This is a genomic window from Bacteroides caecigallinarum (assembly GCF_016901995.1).
Lineage (GTDB): Bacteria > Bacteroidota > Bacteroidia > Bacteroidales > Bacteroidaceae > Phocaeicola > Phocaeicola cellulolyticus.
Window position 1 is genome coordinate 26962 of record NZ_JACJLE010000005.1, and the last position, 22967, is coordinate 49928.

Genomic DNA, 22967 nt, shown 5'->3' on the forward strand with positions numbered 1-22967 from the left:
GTACACATATATTATCAATTAATACACAAAAAAATGTCGGTTATAGCCTAATTTTGCGATAAACTTAAACTAATTATCAGGAATGAAAACAACGCTTAAAAACCTTTTCGTGTTTGCTATGGCTTTATTGCCTGTCGCATGTGCACAAAAAAACGAAATGCAAAAATTGGAGAGTGTCATTGACGAAGGCGTTTACGAAGGTTTGCCTTTTGAAATGCAACAGGTGGAACAGCCGGTTTTCCCGGAATATTCTGTAAATATTACTGACTTTGGAGCTGTTGCCGATGGTAAGACACTGAATACAGAGGCGATAAACAATGCCATTAAGGACGTTAATTCTAAAGGTGGTGGTAAGGTTGTTATACCTGCCGGCTTATGGTTGACAGGGCCTATCGAGCTGAAGAGTAATGTAAATCTTTATACAGAACAGAATTCGTTGATATTGTTTACTGATGATTTCAATGCTTATCCTATACTTGAAACATCATTCGAAGGATTGGAAACACGTCGTTGTCAGTCGCCTATATCTGCATGGAATGCTGAGAATATAGCTATAACAGGATACGGGGTATTCGATGGCTCCGGCGACAGTTGGCGTCCTGTAAAGAAAGGCAAAATGACTGCATCACAATGGAAATCGTTGCTTGCATCAGGTGGAGTGGTTGAGAATGATGTCTGGTATCCCACTGCAGGTTCTTTGAAAGGTGCAAAGGCATGCAAGGAATTTAATAATCCTGAAGGTATTGAAACAGATGAAGAATGGAATGAAATTCGTCCTTGGCTGCGTCCTGTATTGCTTAATATAGTAAAAAGCAAGAAGGTTCTTCTTGAAGGTGTGACTTTCAAGAATTCTCCAAGCTGGTGTCTGCATCCGCTTTCATGCGAACATATCACTATAAAGGATGTCAAGGTATTCAATCCTTGGTATTCGCAGAATGGTGATGCTCTCGATCTGGAATCATGTAATTATGCATTGATCATCAACAATGTTTTTGATGCCGGTGATGATGCGATATGTATAAAATCAGGAAAAGACGAGGATGGACGTAAACGTGGCGAACCATGTCAGAATGTTATTGTTAAGAATAATGTTGTTCTTCACGGACATGGTGGTTTTGTAGTGGGAAGTGAAATGTCTGGTGGAGTAAAGAATATATATGTTTCGGACTGTACTTTCCTTGGTACAGATGTCGGTTTACGCTTCAAGAGTACCAGAGGTCGTGGCGGTGTAGTGGAGAATATTCATATCCACAATATCAATATGATAGATATACCTCACGAAGCATTGCTGTTTGATCTGTTCTACGGTGGTAAGGGTGCTGGTGAGGAGACAGAAGAAGAATTGATAGCCCGCATGAAGACAGAAATACCTCCTGTGACAGAAAAGACTCCTGCTTTCCGCGATATCTACATTTCAGGTATAACAGCCAATGGAGTAGGACGTGCAATGTTCTTTAACGGACTTCCTGAAATGCCTATTAGAAATATCGACATAAAGGATGTGCAGATTACTAATGCCAAAGCCGGTATTGTAATCAGCCAGGCTGAGAATGTAACTATAGATAATGCAAACGTAGAGACAGAAGGCGAAGTGTTGAAGGTTAGATTTGCCAAGAATGTCAAGGTTAATGGTGAAGAGTTCCATAATTGAAAATTAATAAACTGTTGTTTGTGTTTTCGGGATATTTATAATAATGTGGTTTTATAATTTGCTCTTTGCGTTCTTATTGCTTAAATTCGGGTGCAAAGAGCAATATTTTTAAATGTCGTATTTATTATGAAAACAAAGTTATGTCTTTTCCTTATGGCGTTGTGTAGTGCTTCTCTTATGGGACAATCTGTAAAAACTGTTTCCTTGGAGTTGAAAAACGGATTGGATAAGGATTTGAAGGATGTCCCTGTATGTGTGAAGATTGATGACTTACGTGCAGGGTTCACCGTCCGTTCAGCTAAGGTTATGGATAGTATGAAGGAGATTCCTTCGCAATTGGATGATATGGATACTGATTATGTTCCGGATGAACTGGCGTTTGTGGTAGATATGCCGGCAAACGGAACAAAACGTATAGAAATCGAACTGAATAGCGAAAGGATTGTCAGACAGTATCCTCAACGTGTATTTGCTACGATGCTTGCACGTGATACAAAGAAAGGAAAACATGCCGAGATACGTTCTGTGACGGTTCCGGGTGACGTTAATTTCTATAATATGATTCATGGTCATGGACCGATGTTCGAGTCTGAGCTTGTGGGATATCGTATTTATTTCAATGCGAAACAGACTGTCGATCCGTATGGAAAGTTTGACAATGGACTGGAACTTGAAGAAAGCAAGTTCTATCCTAATGATGAACAGCTGGCAAAGGGGTTTGGTGATGATGTTCTTATGGTAGGGAACAGCTGTGGAGTAGGAGCTTTGAAAGGATGGAATGGAGAGAAGGCTATTCATATTGAGCCTGTTGCTTTTAGGACTGAACGAATTCTTGCTAAAGGGCCGGTTCGTGTCATTGCAGAAGTAAAAGTGGAAGGATGGGAGTATCAAGGCTCATTGCTGAATATGACAAACAGATATACTTTGTATGCCGGACACAGGGATCTGATAGTTGATACGTATTTCGACAGTCCTTTGCAGAAAGAAATATTTTGTACAGGTGTTCAGAATATAATGGGAACAGAAACTGTCTCTTATTCAGATCATAAAGGACTTGTTGGCAGTTGGGGGCGACACTGGCCTGTGACTGATACGGTTAAATATGCAAAGGAAACAGTTGGTATTGCTACTTTTATTCCAAGGAAGTATGTAAAGCAGGAGGTGAGCGATAAGGATAACTTCCTTTATACTATATCAGCAGTAGGTGAAACATCTTTCAGATATTATACAATGTTTACTTCCAGAAAGGAAAAATTCGGCTTTGAAAATTCAGATTCATGGTTCGGATATATGAATGAATGGAAAAAGGAACTTGAGAATCCTGTAGAAGTGAAGATAATTTATTAACTTTTTGATATATAGATTTAATACCATGAGCATTTTAAAGACTGTTATCGGCATGGTTGCTTTGTCTGTCATGCCTGTTATTGCACAAAACACTGAATATGTTTCTCAGGTGTGGGTATCTGATTTAGGAAACGGAAAATACAAAAATCCGGTTTTGTATGCCGATTATTCCGATCCTGACGCTTGTAGAGTAGGCGATGATTATTATATGACATCTTCCAGCTTCAATTGTTTGCCTGGACTTCAAATTCTTCATTCCAAGGACCTGGTCAATTGGACTATAATAGGAGCGGCAGTGCCATACGAACTGGCTCCTGTACAGATGCCTGAAAGGCCGGAACATGGTAATCGTGTATGGGCTCCTAGCATACGTCATCATAATGGAGAATTTTATATCTTTTGGGGAGACCCTGATCAGGGAGCTTTTATGGTTAAGGCAAAAGATCCGAAAGGACCATGGTCTGAACCTGTATTGGTTAAGGCTGGTAAAGGAATAATTGATACTTGTCCGTTGTGGGATGAAGATGGTAAGGTCTATATGGTGCATGCTTATGCCGGAAGTCGTGCCGGACTGAAAAGTGTGATTGCTGTGTGCGAACTCAATGCTGAGGCTGATAAGGCTATTACTCAGTCACGTATCATATTCGATGGTCATGAAGCACATGAAACTTGTGAGGGACCTAAGTTTTATAAGAAAAACGGATATTATTATATCTTCCATCCGGCAGGAGGAGTTCCAACTGGTTGGCAGGTAGTTCTGCGTTCGAAGAATGTATATGGACCATATGAATGGAGAACAGTGTTGGCTCAAGGAGATACAGAAGTTAACGGACCTCATCAGGGAGCGTGGGTTGATACGCAGACAGGTGAAGACTGGTTCCTTCATTTTCAGGATGTCGGTGCATACGGTCGTCTTGTTCATTTGCAGCCAATGATATGGAAGGATGGTTGGCCTGTTATAGGAACAGATAAGGATGGAGACGGATGTGGTGAGCCTGTTTCTACTTATAAGAAGCCGAATGTAGGAAAAACTTATCCGATATGTACTCCACAGGAAAGTGACGATTTTGACGGATTTACCCTTTCGCCACAATGGCAATGGCATGCTAATATAAACGAGAAGTGGGCTTATTATGCAGGCGACAAGAGTATTGTACGTTTGTATTCTTATCCTGTGGTAGATAATTATAAAAACTTGTGGGATGTAGCAAATCTGTTGCTTCAGAAAACTCCTGCAAAGAATTTTACAGCTACAATGAAAATGACGTTCACTCCTTCTGCTAAATATAAGGGAGAACGTACAGGTTTGGTTGTAATGGGATTTGATTATTCAGGTTTGATTATTGAAAATACTGAAAAAGGACTGGAACTTTCGCAGGTTGAATGTAAGAGAGCCGATAAGGGTACACCTGAAACTAAAAACGCTACAGTTGCCCTGTCTGACAGCACGGTATATCTTCGTGTTAAATTCAGTTGCGATGATAAGAAAATTGCCAAGAGTGAAGGCGGACATGATCTTGTCGTGATGTGTGATTTCAGTTATAGCCTGGACGGAAAAAAATATAAGAAACTGGGCAATAGTTTCCAGGCAAAGGAAGGTAAGTGGATAGGTGCCAAAGTCGGTATGTTCTGTACACGTCCTGCTATTGTCACAAATGATGGCGGATGGACTGATGTTGACTGGTTCAAAATTACAAAATAGAAAGGTTGAGTTCCATGTCTTACAGATGGGACTCTGATTAAGATTGGTTTATTTTATGGCAGAGGTGTATTTTTTATAGATACATCTCTGTTTTTTTATATACATATATCAGCATTATGGCATATAGTGGCAGAAGAATATGAAAGTAACAAAAATTACATGAGAAATAACGATTATTACACATGATATTAGTGCTATATGGATAATTTTGCGGATATGAATAAACACTATAATAATACAATTTAATATCTTTACATTATGAAAGCATTAAATAAAGAGACAGCCGTCAAGGTTGTTCGTCCTGAACGCATCATTCAGTTTGGTGAAGGAAATTTCCTTAGATGTTTTGTTGATTGGATAATCTCCAATATGAATGAAAAGACAGATTTCAACAGCAGCGTAGTAGTTGTACAGCCTATCGATAAAGGAATGATAGATATGATCAATGCCCAGGATGGTCTTTACCATGTAAACCTCCAGGGACTTGAAAAAGGCGAGGTAATCAATTCATACAGACTCATTGATGTAATCAGCCGCTGCCTTAACCCTTATACAGAATACCAGTCATATCTTTCACTGGCAGAACAGCCGGAGATGAGATTTGTCATTTCCAATACAACAGAAGCCGGTATCGCATTCGATCCTGCATGCCGTCTTGAGGATACTCCTCCAAGCTCATATCCTGCAAAACTTACACAGCTCCTCTATCACCGTTACAAGTTCTTCAACGGTGCTATGGACAAAGGTCTGATAATCTTCCCATGCGAGCTTATATTCCTGAACGGTCACAAGCTGAAGGAAACAATCTATCAGTATATCGAACTCTGGAACCTAGGCGAAGAATTCAAGACATGGTTCGAACAGGCTTGCGGCGTTTACGCTACACTTGTTGACCGTATCGTTCCGGGATTTCCAAGAAAGACCATCAACGAAATCAAGGAACACCTCGGTTATGATGACAACCTGGTTGTTCAGGGCGAGGCATTCCACCTTTGGGTAATCGAAGCACCTGAAAGCGTAGCAGCGGAATTCCCTGCAAACAAGGCAGGTCTGAACGTATTGTTCGTACCGTCAGAAAAACCATACCACGAACGTAAGGTGACATTACTTAACGGAACACATACAATCCTTTCTCCTATCACATATCTTTCAGGTATTGATATTGTGCGCGATGCATGCAAGGATGAGGTTATCGGCAAGTATATCCGCAAAGCTATGTATGAAGAGCTCATGCAGACACTAAACCTTCCGGAAGACGAACTCAAGGCATTTGCGGCAAGCGTACTCGAACGCTTCGAGAATCCTTTTGTTGACCACCAGGTTACATCAATCATGCTTAACGCATTCCCTAAGTTCACAGCACGCGATCTTCCTTCGGTTAAGGAATATCTAAGCCGCAAGGGTGAACTTCCATACGGAATCGTTCTCGGTCTTGCTGCGCTTATCGTATATTACAAGGGCGGAAAACGTGCCGACGGTGCTGAAATCGTTCCGAACGACGCTCCTGAAATCGTGGAATACGTGAAGAACGCATGGACTCTGTCCGACCTTCATGCAGTAGCAGAAAAGGTATTGGCGGCAGACTTTGTATGGGAAGAAAACCTCAACAATATCCCTGGCCTGACAGATATGGTAGCAGATATGCTTAAGGGAATTGAAGAGAAAGGCATGTATGAAATGGTGAAGGAATATGTAAAATAAATCCCTGATGGAAAATATACTTCATATAAACAGTAAGGACAACGTCGTAGTGGCGTTGTCCGATCTTGCTGCCGGTACAGAAATCGTTGTTGACGGACGTAGCATTATCCTGAAGGATGATGTTCCTGCCGGACACAAGATAGCGCTTCAGGATTTTCATACAGGAGATGTGGTGGTGAAATACGGTTTCCCTATCGGTTCGCTCAAGGAAGACAGAGCTGCAGGAAGCCTTATAAACGAGAAATATATCCGTACGCTTCTTGGCGAGATCAAGGACTATACATACAATCCCGCAGAGGTACACTCATGCAAGTCGGAAGGTATGGTCTATTTCAAGGGTTATGAAAGGAAGAACGGCGATGTCGGAATCCGTAACGAGATATGGATTGTTCCTACAGTAGGCTGTGTGAACGGGGTGGCAAACGAACTTGTCAAGCTGTTCAACGAAAGGACAGCTGGTGATAAAGCCGACAATTTTGACGGTATCCATGCCTATACACACAACTGGGGCTGCTCGCAGCTGTCGGAAGACCACGAGAATACACGCAAGATACTGCGCGATATGGTTCTTCATCCTAATGCAGGAGGCGTGTTGGTATTGGGACTTGGATGCGAGAACAATCAGGTTCCTGCTTTCAGTACAATGCTCGGCGAGTATGACAGTGAGCGTGTGAAATTCCTCGAATGTCAGAAAGTGGAGGATGAGATCACTGCAGGTATGGAAATCCTTATGGGCCTCTATGAGAATGTAAAGAAAGACGTAAGAACAGAACAGCCAGTATCAAAGCTGAGAATAGGACTTAAATGTGGTGGCTCAGACGGCTTCTCAGGTATCACAGCCAACCCGTTGCTAGGTCTGTTCTCCGACCGTCTTGTTTCATACGGCGGTACATGCGTTCTGACAGAAGTGCCTGAGATGTTCGGTGCAGAGACAATCCTCATGGATCGCTGCAGGGACGAGGAAACTTTCCATAAGACAGTCAGTCTGATAAACAACTTCAAGAACTACTTCATAAAGAACGACCAGGTGATATATGAAAATCCGTCACCGGGCAACAAGGCTGGAGGTATCTCTACTCTTGAAGAGAAATCCCTAGGCTGTACACAGAAATCAGGCTCCAGTGCAGTGATTGACGTGCTGGAATACGGTGACCGTATCTCGGCTCACGGACTGAACCTTCTGAGCGCTCCGGGCAATGACCTCGTTGCAAGTACGGCACTTGCTTCCGCCGGCTGCCATATGGTACTTTTCACTACAGGCCGCGGAACGCCATTCGGAACATTCGTGCCAACGGCAAAGATTTCTACCAACTCAAACCTCTATAACCGCAAGACACGCTGGATGGACTTCAATGCAGGTGTTTTGGTGGAAGGCAAGAGCAAGGAAGAGGTGCTTGACGAGTTCTTCAACTTTGTCATATCGGCCTGCTCCGGTTCATATGTAAAGAACGAGATAAACAATTACCGTGAGATATCCATATTCAAGACCGGTGTAATACTTTAATATTGAGTTGTCAGTTTTTAGTTGACAAGTGGACAAGTTGACGAGTTGACAAGGTTGCCATTTGGATGCTAGTCTAACAACTAATAACTAACAACCAACAACTAATAACTGATAACCAATTCTTAATTTTTAATTTTTAATTCTTAATTGACATAAATGAACAATAATAAAATGACCAATTACCGCTGGTATGTATGTGCGATGCTGTTCTTTGCAACCACGGTAAACTATCTTGACCGTCAGGTTCTTTCTCTTACATGGAAAGACTTCATCTCTCCTGAATTCGGCTGGACTGACGTTCATTACGGTACCATCACCGGATGCTTCTCCTTTGTATATTCCATCGCGATGTTCTTTGCAGGAAGGACAGTCGATTATCTTGGAATCAAGAAAGGCTATTCATGGGCCATCGCCCTCTGGTCTCTCGGTGCCTGTCTTCATGCATTTTGCGGTATCGCTACTGCCGGAATAGTGCTTGACAGCTGGACTCTGACATTTGCAGGAGCGCGTGAACATATAGAAATAGCCCGCAATGCCGGTACCGCGATGATGGGTATATCAACCGTGAGCATGTGGCTTTTCCTTATAGCAAGATGTATTCTTGCAGCCGGTGAGGCAGGAAACTTCCCTTGTGCCAACAAGACCATTTCCGCCTATTTCCCTCAGAAAGACCGTGCCTTTGCCACCAGCCTTTTCAATTCAGGCTCACAGATTGGAGCTATGCTCGCTCCGTTCACAATTCCTGTGATAGCCCGTTTCTGGGGATGGGAAATGTCATTCCTCATTATCGGTCTCCTCGGTTTCGTATGGCTGGGTATATGGCTCAAGACATACGAGGCACCGGACAACAATAAGCGTATGAACAAGCTTGAGCTTGACTATATACGTCAGGATGAGAATAAGGCGGAGAATGAGACAAAACCGACAGAAGAGCCGAAGGAAAAGGTAAATATCTTCAAGTATTTCACCTATCGTCATACATGGGCTATATTTGCTTCACGTTTCCTTCCTGAAGGCGTATGGTGGTTCTTCCTGTTCTGGGCACCTGCGTATGTGAAAGATATCTATGGCTACAGCTCAGACTCTTTCATGGGTATGTTGCTGATATTCACACTTTATCTCATCACCATGCTCTCAATCGTCGGAGGATATCTTCCTACGTTCCTTGTGAACAAGAAAGGACTTACTCCGTTCGGCGGCCGTATATCATCAATGTTCGTTTATTCGCTATTCCCTCTGTTGGGTATAGTAGCACCATTCCTTGGAGTACACTCATGCTGGTATCCTATAATCATCATCGGTATCATCGGTGCCGCACACCAGAGCTGGAGCGCTAACGCGTATTCTCTTGTAAGTGACTTGTTCCCAAAATCAGTAGTTGCCACACTTACAGGCCTTGCCGGTATGGTCGGTGGTCTTGGAAGCTTCCTTTTCAACCAGGGTTCAGGTATCCTGTTCACATATTCACGCGAGAGCAATATGTCTTTCTTCGGTTTCGAAGGAATCCAGGCAGGCTATATGATAGTATTCCTTGTAGCATCAGTAGCTTATATATTAAGCTGGTTTGCAGTCAAGAGTTTGACATCAGACGTTAAGAAATAACCAAAAACATACTAATTATGAGAAATTTTATGGATGATGACTTCCTGTTGTATTCGGACACAGCGAAGTATCTGTATCACAATTTTGCAAAACATAATCCGATAATCGACTATCACTGCCATCTTGAACCAAAGAAGATAGCGGATGACTATAAATTCTCTTCAATCACGGAAATCTGGCTTGGCGGTGACCACTATAAGTGGAGAGCCATGAGAACAAACGGGGTGGATGAGGAATATATCACAGGAAAGTCAACTTCAGACTGGGAGAAGTTCGAAAAATGGGCTGAGACAATCCCTTACACAATGAGAAACCCTCTTTACCACTGGAGTCATCTTGAACTGAAGACAGCCTTCGGTATCGACAAGCTTCTTTCTCCGAAGACAGCACGTGAGATATTCGATGAATGTAACGCAAAACTTGCAACTCCTGACTATACAGCCCGCAAGTTCATGGAACGCTACAATGTAGAGACAGTATGTACTACAGACGATCCTGTAGATACATTGGAATATCACAAGACAATAACTGAAAGCGGCTTCAAGGTAAAGGTTCTTCCTACATGGCGTCCGGATAAGGCTATGGCAGTTGAGAATGCGGCAAACTTCCGCAGCTATGTTGAGAAACTTTCTACAGTCTCTTCAGTATCAATCAGTACATTCAATGACCTTGTTGACGCATTGAAGAACCGTCACGACTTCTTTGCAAGCATGGGCTGCCGTCTGTCTGACCACGGTATCGAAGAATTCTATGCCGAAGACTATACAGATGCCGAAATCAACGCAATCTTCAACAAGGTATATTCAGGCAAGGAACTTACAAACGAGGAAATCCTCAAGTTCAAGTCTGCAATGCTCGTAGTCTTTGCCGAAATGGACAATGAAAAAGGCTGGACACAGCAGTTCCACTACGGAGCTATCCGTAATAACAACACACGTATGTTCGAAAAACTAGGCCCTGATACAGGTTTCGATTCAATCGGTGTGTTCAATACCTCAAAGGCAATGGCCAAGTTCCTTGACCGTCTGAATTCAGCAGACAAGCTGACAAAGACCATCCTTTACAACCTCAATCCGGCAGACAATGAAGTTATAGGTACAATGATCGGTAACTTCCAGCAAGGTCCTGTAGCCGGTAAGATCCAGTTCGGTTCAGGCTGGTGGTTCCTTGACCAGAAGGACGGAATGCAGAAACAGATGAACTGTCTTTCAGTACTTGGATTGCTTAGCCGTTTCGTAGGTATGCTTACAGACTCACGCAGCTTCCTTTCTTATCCACGTCATGAATACTTCCGCCGTATTCTATGTAACCTGATAGGAGAGGATGTAGAAAAGGGTGAATTGCCTGCATCGGAAATCGAATTCCTCGGTCAGATGGTCAACGATATTTCTTATAACAATGCAAAGAGATATTTGAATCTTTAATAATATCTCTATATAGAAAATCATAGATAGAATTACATTAATTAACAATCAGCCAGTAAGTTATGACTTATTCATACTTGCCGGCTGATTATTTTTTACATATAAAAAGAACAGATATTCTACATCATAAAACTATTATTCCACATAAAAAAATATGCTTACCATTACCTTTGTAACATAATCGCTAGCCTTTATAAAATTAATAACTATTAAAAAGACATTTATGAACTTTAAAAATCTAACTAGAAGAACATTTGCTATTCTTATAATGAATATGCTATGTTTGGTCGTTTTTGCACAGGAACGACAGATTACGGGTATTGTGGTTGATGGTTATGATGTTCCTATTATTGGTGCGAACGTCGTAGAAGTAGGAACCACTAACGGTGTTATTACAGACTTGGAAGGACGTTTCAGCTTGAATGTGCAGTCAGGTTCCAAGATTCAGGTATCTTTTATCGGTTATGTTACACAGACAATAACTGTAAATTCACAGGATGACATTAAGGTAATATTGAATGAAGATTCACAGTCGCTTGACGAAGTCGTGGTTGTGGGTTATGGTGTACAGAAAAAATCAGATTTGACAGGTTCAATAGGTAGTGTTGACAATAAAGCACTTGCTGGTAAGGGTGCATCCACAGTAATGGAGTCATTGCAAGGACAAGTGGCAGGTGTTGATATCAGTCAGTCATCAAGCCGTGTTGGTGAAAGTTTTAATATTGCAATCCGTGGTAAGAGTACTTTGGGTAGCAGTACCAGTCCGTTGTTTGTTGTAGATGGAGTAATTTGTGATGATATTAATTTCTTAAATCCTTCTGATATTGAGAAAATCGATATCCTTAAAGATGCGTCTTCTACAGCAATTTATGGTTCAAGAGCAACAAATGGTGTTGTAATTGTAACTACTAAACAAGCTAAGGTAGGTGATGATATGCGTACTACAGTAACTTATGATGGTTATGCCGGATATAAGACAGTAGCTCGTATGCCGGATTTTATGGACGGTACAGAATGGGCAGCATATCGCTATATGAAGTATGCAACACCTGTAAAGACAGACGGTTCAATATCTATAATTGACGGTAGATTGCCTTTGGAAATTACTCCTGGTAATATGTTGTCAATATGGAATGATAAAGGGGATGCAATTTCGGTAAAAAGACGTGAACAATTCCTGACAGAGGATTATACCGACTGGAGTGATCTGATGTTGCAGGACGGTACACAACAAAATCACTTCATTCAGGTCTCAGGTGGAGGTAAAAAGGTCTCTTATCGTGCTGGATTGGGATATCAGCAGGAAGATGGTGTTATGGGCGATGAGATGCAGCGCTATAATCTTAAACTGGCTGTAGATGGAAAGATAAACAGTAAGGTTTCAATGGGTATGACTACAAATATAGCTGTTTATAATTATGACTACGGCTCTAAGCGTGCAGTTCAGGAGTCTTTCCGTGCCAATCCATATTGGCTTCCTTATAACTCTGCAACAGGCGAATTGAACTATCAGCCTGGTAACGACCTTGTTCCTGGACAGACATATAGTGATGCTTTCCCGGCAGGATTCTCAGGCTCGGTATCTCCAATTATGGATGCCATGAATTCAAGTGACAAGACTAAAGGCTACAGACTGCTTGCAACAATGTACGCACAGTATCAGCCAATAAATGATGTAATAATAAAAACATCATTCTCTCCTACATTCTCTACACGTAGAAGAGGTGAATATTATGGTGGATTGTCTTCTGAACAGTCAAGTACATACGATAAGAATACAGGCCTTGGAAAGGCAAAAGCTACCGTTACAAACAACCAGTCATTCGGCTATACATGGGATACTCAGGTAAACTATGTAAAAACATTCAATGAAGACCATAATTTGAATGCTATGGCTCTTTTCAGTGTATATGGAACTGAATCGGAAAAATATGCTATAACCGGTGAAGATGTAAATGCTGAAACACTCTGGTATAATCTTGGTTCGGCAGCCAGCTATAATAATGTCTCCAGTGACTATGGAAAGGCTACTATGTTATCATATGCTCTCCGTGTAAATTATGGATATAAGGGAAAATATCTAGCCACAGTATCAACCCGTTGGGATGGATCTTCAAAATTCCTTGACGGACATCGTTGGGGAGTATTCCCTTCTGCAGCTCTTGCATGGCGAATCAGTGAAGAAGATTTTATAAAAGACAATGCTTCATGGATAACAAATTTGAAACTCCGTGCCAGCTATGGTGTTACCGGTAATAATGCTTCTGTAGGTAATTATGAAACAATGTTCCTTGCCAACCAACTCTATTATTCAGGATTTGGTAAAGGTTTCGGCCCGTCTGTAGTAAATGAGTTGCTCTCTTGGGAAAAGACAAATGAATTCAATATAGGTCTTGATTTCGCATTCTTGAATGGAAGGATTTCCGGTACATTTGACTGGTATAATAGGGATTCTAGAGATTTGCTTATGGATATGAAGCTTCTTCTGGAACAGGGAACTCCAAGTGGTCAGATGACTGCTAATGTCGGAAAAGTACGAAATCGCGGTGTGGAAGCAATGCTCAAGGGAATACTATTACAGACTAAGAATTTCTATTGGGATGTTACAGCTACTTTTGCAATGAATCATAATGAAATTCTTGAACTTCAGGGTAAGAAAGAAGATATGCGTGCTCAAAGATGGTTCATCGGTCAGCCTATTGATGTTGCTTACGATTTGAAGCAGACAGGTATATGTACTCAGGCTATGGCAAACGAAAAGCTGACAATTGACGGAGTAACAAAAACAAAGAGTGAATGGTATGGCTATTTTGAAGGCTGTATGACATACGAAGATCTGAATATGGACGGTAAGATAAATGATGATGACCGTCAGATAATAGGTCAGGGTATGCCTAAGTGGACTGGTACTATTTCTACATCATTGACATACAAAAACTGGGATTTCTCAATGACAGTAAATACAAAACAAGGACATACAGTATTAAGTCCGTTCATGCAGGAATTTACAGATTATTCAGACCGTGGACGTAATAAGCTGGCTATGGACTTCTATATTCCTGAAGGAGCGCCGGTATTTAACTACACTTGGGACGGAAGCGATTATGCTTCTTTGACTTCAGATGCATCCAAGGTTGCAGAGAGTACAATTGTTGGTTCATATCCATATCCTTTCAATGATGTGAACTATAATCATGGTGGTGGTACAGGATGGTACACTGGAAAAAATAAGGAGTTTGAATCAAACTGCTATGTAGATGCATCTTATTGGAAAATCAAGAATATAACTCTTGGTTATACTTTCCCTAAGAATCTCATCAATAAGATTGGAATACAGAATCTGAGAATATATGCCAATGTATTGAATCCTTTCACATTTACCAAGTATAAAGGATTTGATCCGGAATGGGCAGATGCTGCTATTTCTGATGGTACCGGTGGACCAAGTTCAATAAGCTATCAGATTGGTCTTAATGTTAAATTCTAATATTATAAAAACGTAAGATTATGAAAAAGATATACACTTTGGCTGCAGTTTTATCATTCGCAGCCCTTACCGGTTGTTCTAGTTTCCTGGATCAGGACTTGAAATCGAATGTTCCGGGACCTGAGTTTTATGGAACGGCACAAGGATACGAAAGTCTCAGAAACGCCGCTTACAGTTCTTTACGTAGCATATATGGTGGCGATCCTTGGCTGTTTGAAGGAGGTACAGATCTTTTTGCAACAGGAAGAACCAGCGTTAATGTCTGCAACTTATACAGTAACGCATATACAAGTGCCAATGATGCTGTAACTACTTTCTATACAGAACATTATAAAGCTATTTCACTTGCCAATGAATTGATTTACTGGGGAAATGATGATGCTACAAGAAAAAATGTCGTAGCACAGGCAAGAGGTCTTAGAGCATTGTATTATTTAAATCTTGTACAACAGTTTGGAGGAGTACCGTTGATTAAAGAACGAGTCAGTGGTATTTTGGAAAGTGTGGAACGTGCTTCTACTCTTGATACTTATAATTACATTATCTCTGAACTGGAAAGTATAGCAGGAGGTGATGACCTTGTTGCTGAGGCTACAGACGGTACATTCAACAAGCGTGCTGCCAATCATTATCTCGCGAAAGCATATCTTTCAAGAGGATATATCTCGAATGACAAGCAGGATTTTGTAAAAGCAATATCTGCTGCCGAAGCTGCCGGTGCAGGACAACCGCTTACTACAGAATATAGCACTTTATTCAGTAATGCAGGTGAGGGTAATAGCGAAGTTCTTTTCTCTGTTGTTTATGATTTGACTACAGTTGAAGATAAGGAAAGTGGCAATAAGCAGCAGGCTCATTTTGGCTCGTATTTGAATAATGCCAGCGACGGACACAAATATACATCTTCCACTCTCACGCCTACTTTGTGGATGCATGAAGTGTTCAATACCGATACCGATAATCCTTCACAGGATAAACGTTATGAGGCAACATTCATGACAGAGCTTCGTCAGAGTTATTGGGATTTTTATGATGAATCAAAAAAAGATGTAAGTCCTGTAAAGTATTATTATTGTCCGTCATGGGAATTGGATAATGTCGATTCTTGGCGTGCAGCTCTTCCTATTCGTGCAGATGCAGTAGTGATAGAACTGCTTCCTGAAGGAAAAAACTATAATGGGGTAGTTACTTCCTATGAATCAAAGATGGAAGAAGATATTTTCGGCCTTCCTTGCTTCCGTAAGTTTGATGATATAGAGAATGGTAAGGATGTTTTCTCAACTACATCTTCTATGCGAGATATTTATCTTGCACGTCTGGCAGAGACTAATCTTATAGCAGCAGAAGCATGTATCAAGTCTGACAATCTTTCAGGAGCTTTGAAATATGTGAATATAGTCAGAAGCAGAGCAAATGCAACTTTGGCTCAAGAAAGCGAAATGAATATTGATTATATATTGAATGAGCGTGCGCGTGAGTTGGCTGGCGAGAATCACAGATGGGCTGACTTGGCTAGAACAGGAAAGCTTGCAGAGTACGTAGAAAAATATAACCCTGACATATCAACAGGTCAGATAACAGAAAAATTCTATTTACGTCCTATACCTCTTTCAGCTATTGAGTTGAATCCGGCGCTTAAAGGTCACCAGAATGAGGGATGGTAATTAGATGATTTGTATAATTATTTAAGTGAAATATATGTACCCAGGTTTACTATTTACGTATTCCTGGGTATATTTTAGTAAAAAGAGAACGTCTTGACTTTAGTTGTATAGTATAATTACTCCGAAAAAAATATTGTACTTATGAAAAAAATAGTTTCTATAATTTGTTTTATTGTATTTTCTGTTTCTTCAATTCTTGCTGCACAACAATATAAAGACAGTATAGTTGTGGCAAGGGACGGGACAGGAGACTACCGTACAATTAATGAAGCTCTGGAAGGGATAAGGGCTTTTATGGATTACAAGGTAAAAGTCTTTATAAAGAAAGGTATATATAAGGAGAAAATTGTTGTTCCGGCGTGGCTACAGAATGTTGAGTTTATAGGTGAGGATGTCTGTAATACTGTTATAACATATGACGATCATGCTAATATCAATAAAATGGGGACATTCAGAACTTATACACTTAAAGTGGAAGGTACAATGTTGACTTTCAGAAATCTTACTATAGAGAATAATGCTGCACAGTTGGGCCAAGCTGTTGCCTTGCATACGGAGGGAGATAAATTGAGATTCTTAAATTGCCGGTTCCTGGGAAATCAGGATACGGTCTATACCGGTCGTGCGAACTCACGTCTGTATTTCAAGGATTGTTATATTGAGGGTACAACTGATTTTATTTTCGGCCCGTCAACAGCCTTGTTTTTGGATTGTATAATTCATAGTAAGAGAAATTCCTATATAACGGCAGCTTCAACTCCTAAGGATGTAAAGGTTGGATATGTCTTTAAAAATTGCAGATTGACAGCTGACGCTAATGTGACTAAAGTATATTTGGGACGTCCATGGCGTCCGTATGCTGCAACGGTGTTTATCGGTTGCGAAATGGGGAAACATATCCGTCCGGCAGGATGGGACAACTGGAGAAATCCGGATAATGAAAAGACCGCCAGGTATGCCGAATTTGGTAATACCGGTGACGGCTCTTCTACTGAAGGGCGTGTAAAATGGTCCGGTAAGCTGAAAAAGGATGAGGCCGGATTGTATGATGATTTTTCATATATGTATTCTGTTTCAGATTCATGGAATCCTTCTGAAAACTGAAAGAATAGTCCACAGACAGTTTTGTAATTCGCCGTCTGTGGACTGCTTTTTATTTGTTCTGCCCTTTCTGGTCTCTATATTCTGATGGGGTCATTCCCATTTTCTGTTTGAAGCATTTGCTGAAATATCTTGGATCGTTTATTCCAACCATGTATGCTATTTGTGTGATGGAGTATTCTCCAGACTCTATCAGCTTGATTGCTTTGTTTATTCTTACTTCTTTAATGAATTCTACAGGAGCAAGGCCGGTAAGTGTCTTCAGCTTCTTGAAGAAAACGGATCGGCTTACCGCCATCTCTTTTACAAGATCGTCCACAACCAATTCGCTGTTGTCTATTCTGCTTTCCATCAGTTCCAACAGCTTGTCCATGAATTTTCTGTCGCTTGGGGACATGTCAGGAACTTGCGACTCATTATCTTCTGTCTTGTTGTCCGTGTTCAGACTTTGATCCAATAATCTTTCTCTGTATGCTTGCTGGATCTTCAGTTTCCTTTGCAGGATGTTTTTAACCCTCGCTTTAAGGTAAGTGGCGCTGAAAGGTTTTGTTATATAGTCGTCTGCTCCGTATTCCAACCCTTCAAGCTTGCTTTCAATAGCGGTTTTTGCTGTCAGTAGGATTAGAGGTATATGGCTGGTCGTTATTTCGCCTCTTAGTTCCTGCATCATTTGGAATCCGTCCTTTACAGGCATCATTACATCGCTTATGATGATGTCAGGTACATATTTTAATGCTTTTTCCTTTCCTTCTTCACCATTTGCGGCTTCTATAACATGGTAGTCTGCATTAAATATGTTATGTAGAAATTGTCTTAACTCGGAGTTGTCTTCTACGATAAGCATAATGTCTTTGTTAGTATCGATCTCTTCATCTTCTTTTGTAACTTCATTATTACGTTCTGCAACGGTGTATTCTGTGCCTGATGCATAATCCATGTCATTCTGCAAGAATTCTACTTTGTTGTCGTAATGTTCTTTGCCTTTCTTGAAATCGATTTTGAAGCAGCTTCCTTCGTTTGGCTTGCTTGTTACTGTGATTTCTGCTTTATGCATATCTACAAAGTCTTTAACCAGTGAAAGGCCTATTCCGGTACTCAATTGTGATGTTCCTTTTGTCTCAACATGGTTTTCAAAACGTACAAACAGTTTCTTTTTCTTATTTTCGGTTATTCCAACTCCTTTGTCTATAACAGAAATAGCTACAGTATCTTCATTTTCGTGTATAGTTATTTTTATAGATTTTCCGTCTGGAGTATATTTGAATGCGTTTGAAAGAAGGTTATATATTATCTTCTCATATTTGTCGGCATCAACCCATAAATAGATTGAGCTCTTGTTTGTTTCAATGTCGTATGATATGTTGCGTTCTTTTGCTACTGCCTCGAAGTATTCCATCACTTTGCGGGTGAAAGAGACTACTTCAAGTAATTGTACCTGCATCTTCATTTTCTTGTTTTGTATTTTCCTGAAATCAAGAATCTGGTTTACAAGTCTGAGCATACGGTTTGCATTACGTTCCACCACGGAAAGTTGTTCACGAATTCCGCCTGGAAGATCTTTTTCTTCAAGGATATTCTCAAGTGGAGCAGTGATGAGTGTCAACGGAGTTCTGAGCTCATGGGATATGTCTGTAAAGAATCTCAGCTTCAGGTCTGTAAGCTGGTGTTCCATCACTACTTTATGTTTCAGTCGGTATATGGTTGATAGAATATATACAGCAGTGAACACTATCAACAGTAGTACAAATACGTATATGAGATATGCCAATGGTGTCTCCCAAAATGATGGCAGAATCCTTATATTAAGATTTCGTGTATTGTCAATCCATACGCCATCGGAGTTCGTTGAGCGTACTTTGAATACATAATCGCCTTTCGGCAAATTAGTGTATGTGGCCATTCTCTGTTTGCCTACATAGTTCCAGTTCTTTTCAAATCCGTCTAATATGTATGCATATTGAATGTCCGAAGGGGTAGTGTAGTCCAATGCTGCAAATTGTATAGTGAATATGTTTTCTTTGTGTGAGAGTGTAAGACGTTCTATATCATCTATTGTACATTCTTTTAACGGAGCTGTTCCCGGAACTACTGTGTTGTTGGCAAGCAGTAATTGTGTGAATATAACCGGTGGCTCATATATACTTTTCTTTATAGAGTCAGGATTGAAATAGAAGATACCTTGATTTGTTCCAAATACCATGTCTCCATTTGACAAGTACTCGGATGATGCTTCACTGAAACGTATCTTGAAGTTCCTATGTCTGTCCTGGAAATTTTCAAAACGTTCGTCCTCCGGATTGAATTTTGTAAGTCCGTTTTCTGTACTTATCCATAACAGCCCGTTCTTGTCTTCCTGGATAGACAGTAGTATGTCTGATGGGAGTCCATCTTTAACCGTATATGTCTTGAAACTTACTTTGCCATCTTGACTTATACTGTTCAGTCTGTTAAGGCCTCCTCCGAATGTGGCAATATATAATTCTCCGTTATGTGTAGGAGTTATCCAGTGTACATCATTATTGCTTAATGTAGTAGGATCGTCCGGTGAACGCATATAATGATGGAACACGGCTTCTGATGGATTTTCGAAGTCGAGTTCTGTCATAACCAATCCTCCTGTGGTGGCTATCCATAGCCTGTTTTTTTCATCGGCAGTTATGTATCTTACCTTATTGCATTCTTTTATAGGAAATCCTTTAAGTATGTTTCGATGATTGATAAATACAGTTTCACCTTTCTCGTTCTTAGTGATATAGTTTATGCCATTTGAGAATGTTGCAATCCATATCCTTCCCGAATTATCTTCGTATATGCAATAAACATTATTGTCTGACAGACTGTAAATGTCATCAGGATTATATTGGTAGCGTGTAAGACGGAACTGCATTGCATCGGCGGTCGGTTCTGCCTTTATCAACCCGGCACCTTTAGTAGCCAGCCACATTATTCCTTTGCTGTCGCACATCATGTAATAGACATTTCCTAATAATGGAGCTCCTGATTGGGATATTCGGCCTGTTTCTGTCATGTATCCTATTTCGCTGTACTTATTGTCATAAACCTTCAGCATTCCATCTTTGAGTCCTACCCAAAGGTTACCGTTGTACTCCTGATATGCCCTTACTTCATTGCTTAATGTTTCATAGTGGGATTCTACCGGACGTTTAATTCTGAAATGTTCGGTTCTGAATGTTACTTTTTCAAGTCCCTTAGAGTGTGTACACATCCATAAGTTACCCTGCCGATCAGAAAAAGCGCTGTGTATTTTATTTGAAAAGTGCCATTTCCCGCCATTCATGCTGTTATAGAATGGTACCAGACTATTTTTCTCTCTGTCAAAATATGAGAATCCTCCACCGTATGGATGTACCCATAGAGACCCGAATATATCTTCGTGTATATGGAATGCCGGTCTGGATCTGTCTGTATTTGTAGGTTCAGCATATACCTTTTCTATTTTGATTTTATTGGTATATGGATTATAGTGTGCAACTTCTCCGGTCACATTTTGCTCAAACCATACTTCGTCAGCAGTATCTTTATATATATCGTCAATGCTTGCATCGGGAAGCATGTTTGGCTTGAAATGTTCGTAAGTATCGTTTTTTATGTCATATACGAAAAAGCCGTCTTTCTTGGAGGCTATAATAAGTTTATCATTTTTCTCTATGTATTTTATACCTGTTATATTTGATTGTATAGGGAGTTTAAGTGGAGTGAAAATATTATTACCTTTATTCAGAATCCAAACGTATCCGTTGTTTGCACCGAAAAACAGCTTGTCTTTGTTCTCTTCAAGTGTGAAGAACTTTTGTTTTCTTACTATGCCGTCTTTGCCTGAACTGTTAAGTTCGAAAAAAACTTCAGGATTATTACCCGGTTTATTGAAACATGCGAGTCCGTTGTCCGACAGTACCCATTCATCGTCTCCTATCTGATAGACGTTAAAGACAGATGATACAGGAAAAACTTCGGAACCGGAAGAATAATATTCTGTAGTGATCTTTTTGCTTATAGAGTCTGTTATAATTCTTATTGCTCCTCTATTTTGTGATAGTAACCAGACGTTACCGTTTGGAAGTGTTTTTATTCTTGTTATCGGTATGTGTATTTCTGTATTGTCATAGTCTGGTACACTTTCAAATATTTCAGTACGCGGATCAAAGCGAAAAGCGCGCTCATCGTATGTAAGCATCCAAATGTATCCGTATTTGTCAAGCTCCATACAGTCAACACGATTATTTGTCAGTGCTATTTCATTGTCCAGAAATCCTTTGTAAGTATGGAATGTGTATCCGTCGAACTTGTTTATGCCATTCCATGTTGAGAACCACATATTTCCTTTATTGTCCTGCAATATATCCATAACTGTGTTTTCGGACAGACCGTCTTCTGAAGAATAATGCGTTATTACGCAGTCTGTTTGTGAATAAACATTTACTATCTGTAGCAATAAAAGGATAAAAATCGAAAAGTTCTTCATGATAATGTTTTTGCCTATTTTTATAAACATATTGATATTTTTATATCATTGCAAATATAATGAAAAAATGATTTTTTGGAGTATATTTGCAATGATAACTGGTGATAAAATATGAATATAGTTACTTTATTTTTAGTGTTTTTATTTGTGCTAGGGCATACTAAAGCTCAAAGTACTTCCGATAGGTTTGAGATAAATAAAAATCTGCCGGTTTATTATGATCGGATGAAAAGTCTGTTGACATATCCCATGTCGTGGCAATCGCAGAAAAATAAGGATTTTGATGTTTGGAAGAAACAGGCTCGTGAGATTCTTTTTGAATGTATGGATATTGTTCAGCCTGCTCCTGACGATTATGATATGAAAGTTATAGATAGCGAACAACGGGAGGGCTACAGAGCGTTGAAGATTGAATTCAATATATCCAAGTGGTCAAGAGTTCCTGCTTATCTGCTTGTTCCTGACGGTGAAGGTGTATTCCCTTCTGTGGTTATGCTACATGATCATGGAGCACATTTCCTTATAGGAAAGGAGAAAATGATACGACCTTTTAATGTGGACCGTGAAATCGTGTCTGATGCAGATTTATGGGCATTGAAATGTTATGATGGCAGATATGTTGGTGACTATTTTGCTATGAACGGATATGTGGTATTGTCGGTGGATGCCTTGTTTTGGGGAGATAGAGGTTGTAAGGAAGGTATTGACTATGACCGTCAGCAGGCATTGGCTTCGAATTTCATGCAGATGGGTGCTTCATGGGGAGCTTATATAAATATGGATGATATGAGGAGTGTTGAATTTCTGGCATCTTTGCCTTTCGTTGATAGTGACAGGATAGGATGTCTGGGCTTTTCAATGGGAGCCTACCGTTCTTGGATGCTTAGTTCAATGACTGATATGGTTAAAGTCTCCGCTTCAGTATGTTGGATGAATACCACTGATTGTCTTATGACTGTTGATAATAATCAGAATAAAGGTGGATCGGCTTATTCAATGCTTCTTCCACGTATAAGGAAGTATCTTGATTATCCTCATGTTGCAAGTATTGCATGTCCGAAACCTTCGCTTTTCTTCAATGGCAGTCAAGACAAACTTTTCCCTGTAGAGGGAGTGACGGATGCTTATCGTCAGATGAAAGAGGTTTGGGATAGTGTTGGAGCATCCGATAAGTTGGTCACTAAAATGTGGGATGAGAAACATTTCTTTAATAAGAAAATGCAGGAGGAAGTCTTGGATTTCTTTAATAAATGGTTAAAGCCCTAATGACTTTCGTCTTCGGGCTTTAACTGTTAATGTAT

At 40.3% G+C, this 22967-nt stretch carries 12 protein-coding genes; 11 read left to right on the forward strand and 1 reads right to left on the reverse strand.

Annotation, left to right across the window (positions count from 1 at the left end):
- Positions 1–82: 82 nt before the first annotated feature.
- The 10 genes from H6A61_RS02215 to H6A61_RS02260 all read left to right on the forward strand — a co-directional run bounded on the left by H6A61_RS02215 (position 83) and on the right by H6A61_RS02260 (position 17186).
- On the forward strand, positions 83–1651 hold the full coding sequence (locus H6A61_RS02215; RefSeq protein WP_204390603.1) for a glycoside hydrolase family 28 protein: 1569 nt from the start codon (positions 83–85) through the stop codon (positions 1649–1651).
- Between the two features lie 126 nt (positions 1652–1777).
- Positions 1778–2998: a DUF4861 domain-containing protein gene (locus tag H6A61_RS02220; RefSeq protein WP_204390604.1), complete on the forward strand. Its 1221-nt coding sequence runs from the start codon at positions 1778–1780 to the stop codon at positions 2996–2998.
- Between the two features lie 25 nt (positions 2999–3023).
- A complete protein-coding gene (locus H6A61_RS02225) occupies positions 3024–4700 on the forward strand; it encodes a glycoside hydrolase family 43 protein (protein WP_204390605.1) in 1677 nt (558 codons plus the stop codon).
- 258 nt (positions 4701–4958) lie between these two features.
- Positions 4959–6401 carry a tagaturonate reductase gene (locus H6A61_RS02230; protein ID WP_204390606.1) on the forward strand — a complete coding sequence of 481 codons (1443 nt, stop codon included), beginning with the start codon at positions 4959–4961 and terminating at the stop codon, positions 6399–6401.
- 4 nt (positions 6402–6405) lie between these two features.
- Positions 6406–7905: a UxaA family hydrolase gene (locus tag H6A61_RS02235; protein WP_430746764.1), complete on the forward strand. Its 1500-nt coding sequence runs from the start codon at positions 6406–6408 to the stop codon at positions 7903–7905.
- A gap of 156 nt (positions 7906–8061) precedes the next feature.
- Positions 8062–9507: an MFS transporter gene (locus tag H6A61_RS02240; protein WP_239469066.1), complete on the forward strand. Its 1446-nt coding sequence runs from the start codon at positions 8062–8064 to the stop codon at positions 9505–9507.
- Positions 9508–9524: 17 nt separating this feature from the next.
- The gene (gene uxaC, locus H6A61_RS02245; RefSeq protein WP_204390608.1) at positions 9525–10931 is read left to right on the forward strand and encodes a glucuronate isomerase; all 1407 of its coding nucleotides are present in this window, start codon (positions 9525–9527) and stop codon (positions 10929–10931) included.
- A 223-nt stretch (positions 10932–11154) separates the two neighbouring features.
- Positions 11155–14418: a SusC/RagA family TonB-linked outer membrane protein gene (locus tag H6A61_RS02250; protein WP_204390609.1), complete on the forward strand. Its 3264-nt coding sequence runs from the start codon at positions 11155–11157 to the stop codon at positions 14416–14418.
- 20 nt (positions 14419–14438) lie between these two features.
- Positions 14439–16082: a RagB/SusD family nutrient uptake outer membrane protein gene (locus tag H6A61_RS02255; protein ID WP_204390610.1), complete on the forward strand. Its 1644-nt coding sequence runs from the start codon at positions 14439–14441 to the stop codon at positions 16080–16082.
- Between the two features lie 141 nt (positions 16083–16223).
- Positions 16224–17186 carry a pectinesterase family protein gene (locus H6A61_RS02260; RefSeq protein ID WP_204390611.1) on the forward strand — a complete coding sequence of 321 codons (963 nt, stop codon included), beginning with the start codon at positions 16224–16226 and terminating at the stop codon, positions 17184–17186.
- Positions 17187–17235: 49 nt separating this feature from the next.
- On the opposite strand, the gene H6A61_RS02265 is transcribed toward H6A61_RS02260, so the two are convergent.
- Positions 17236–21666: a two-component regulator propeller domain-containing protein gene (locus H6A61_RS02265; protein WP_204390658.1), complete on the reverse strand. Its 4431-nt coding sequence runs from the start codon at positions 21664–21666 to the stop codon at positions 17236–17238.
- A gap of 111 nt (positions 21667–21777) precedes the next feature.
- Between H6A61_RS02265 and H6A61_RS02270 the strand changes: the two genes are divergently transcribed.
- Positions 21778–22932, forward strand: coding sequence for a dienelactone hydrolase family protein (locus tag H6A61_RS02270; protein WP_154043729.1), 1155 nt, complete (start codon positions 21778–21780; stop codon positions 22930–22932).
- The last annotated feature ends 35 nt before the right edge of the window (positions 22933–22967 follow it).

Coding starts and splice junctions, on each gene's coding strand:
- H6A61_RS02215 (WP_204390603.1), top strand. CDS start 83: ATGAAAACAACGCTTAAAAACCTTTTCGTGTTTGCTATGGCTTTATTG.
- H6A61_RS02220 (WP_204390604.1), top strand. CDS start 1,778: ATGAAAACAAAGTTATGTCTTTTCCTTATGGCGTTGTGTAGTGCTTCT.
- H6A61_RS02225 (WP_204390605.1), top strand. CDS start 3,024: ATGAGCATTTTAAAGACTGTTATCGGCATGGTTGCTTTGTCTGTCATG.
- H6A61_RS02230 (WP_204390606.1), top strand. CDS start 4,959: ATGAAAGCATTAAATAAAGAGACAGCCGTCAAGGTTGTTCGTCCTGAA.
- H6A61_RS02240 (WP_239469066.1), top strand. CDS start 8,062: ATGAACAATAATAAAATGACCAATTACCGCTGGTATGTATGTGCGATG.
- uxaC (WP_204390608.1), top strand. CDS start 9,525: ATGAGAAATTTTATGGATGATGACTTCCTGTTGTATTCGGACACAGCG.
- H6A61_RS02250 (WP_204390609.1), top strand. CDS start 11,155: ATGAACTTTAAAAATCTAACTAGAAGAACATTTGCTATTCTTATAATG.
- H6A61_RS02255 (WP_204390610.1), top strand. CDS start 14,439: ATGAAAAAGATATACACTTTGGCTGCAGTTTTATCATTCGCAGCCCTT.
- H6A61_RS02260 (WP_204390611.1), top strand. CDS start 16,224: ATGAAAAAAATAGTTTCTATAATTTGTTTTATTGTATTTTCTGTTTCT.
- H6A61_RS02265 (WP_204390658.1), bottom strand. CDS start 21,666: ATGAAGAACTTTTCGATTTTTATCCTTTTATTGCTACAGATAGTAAAT.
- H6A61_RS02270 (WP_154043729.1), top strand. CDS start 21,778: ATGAATATAGTTACTTTATTTTTAGTGTTTTTATTTGTGCTAGGGCAT.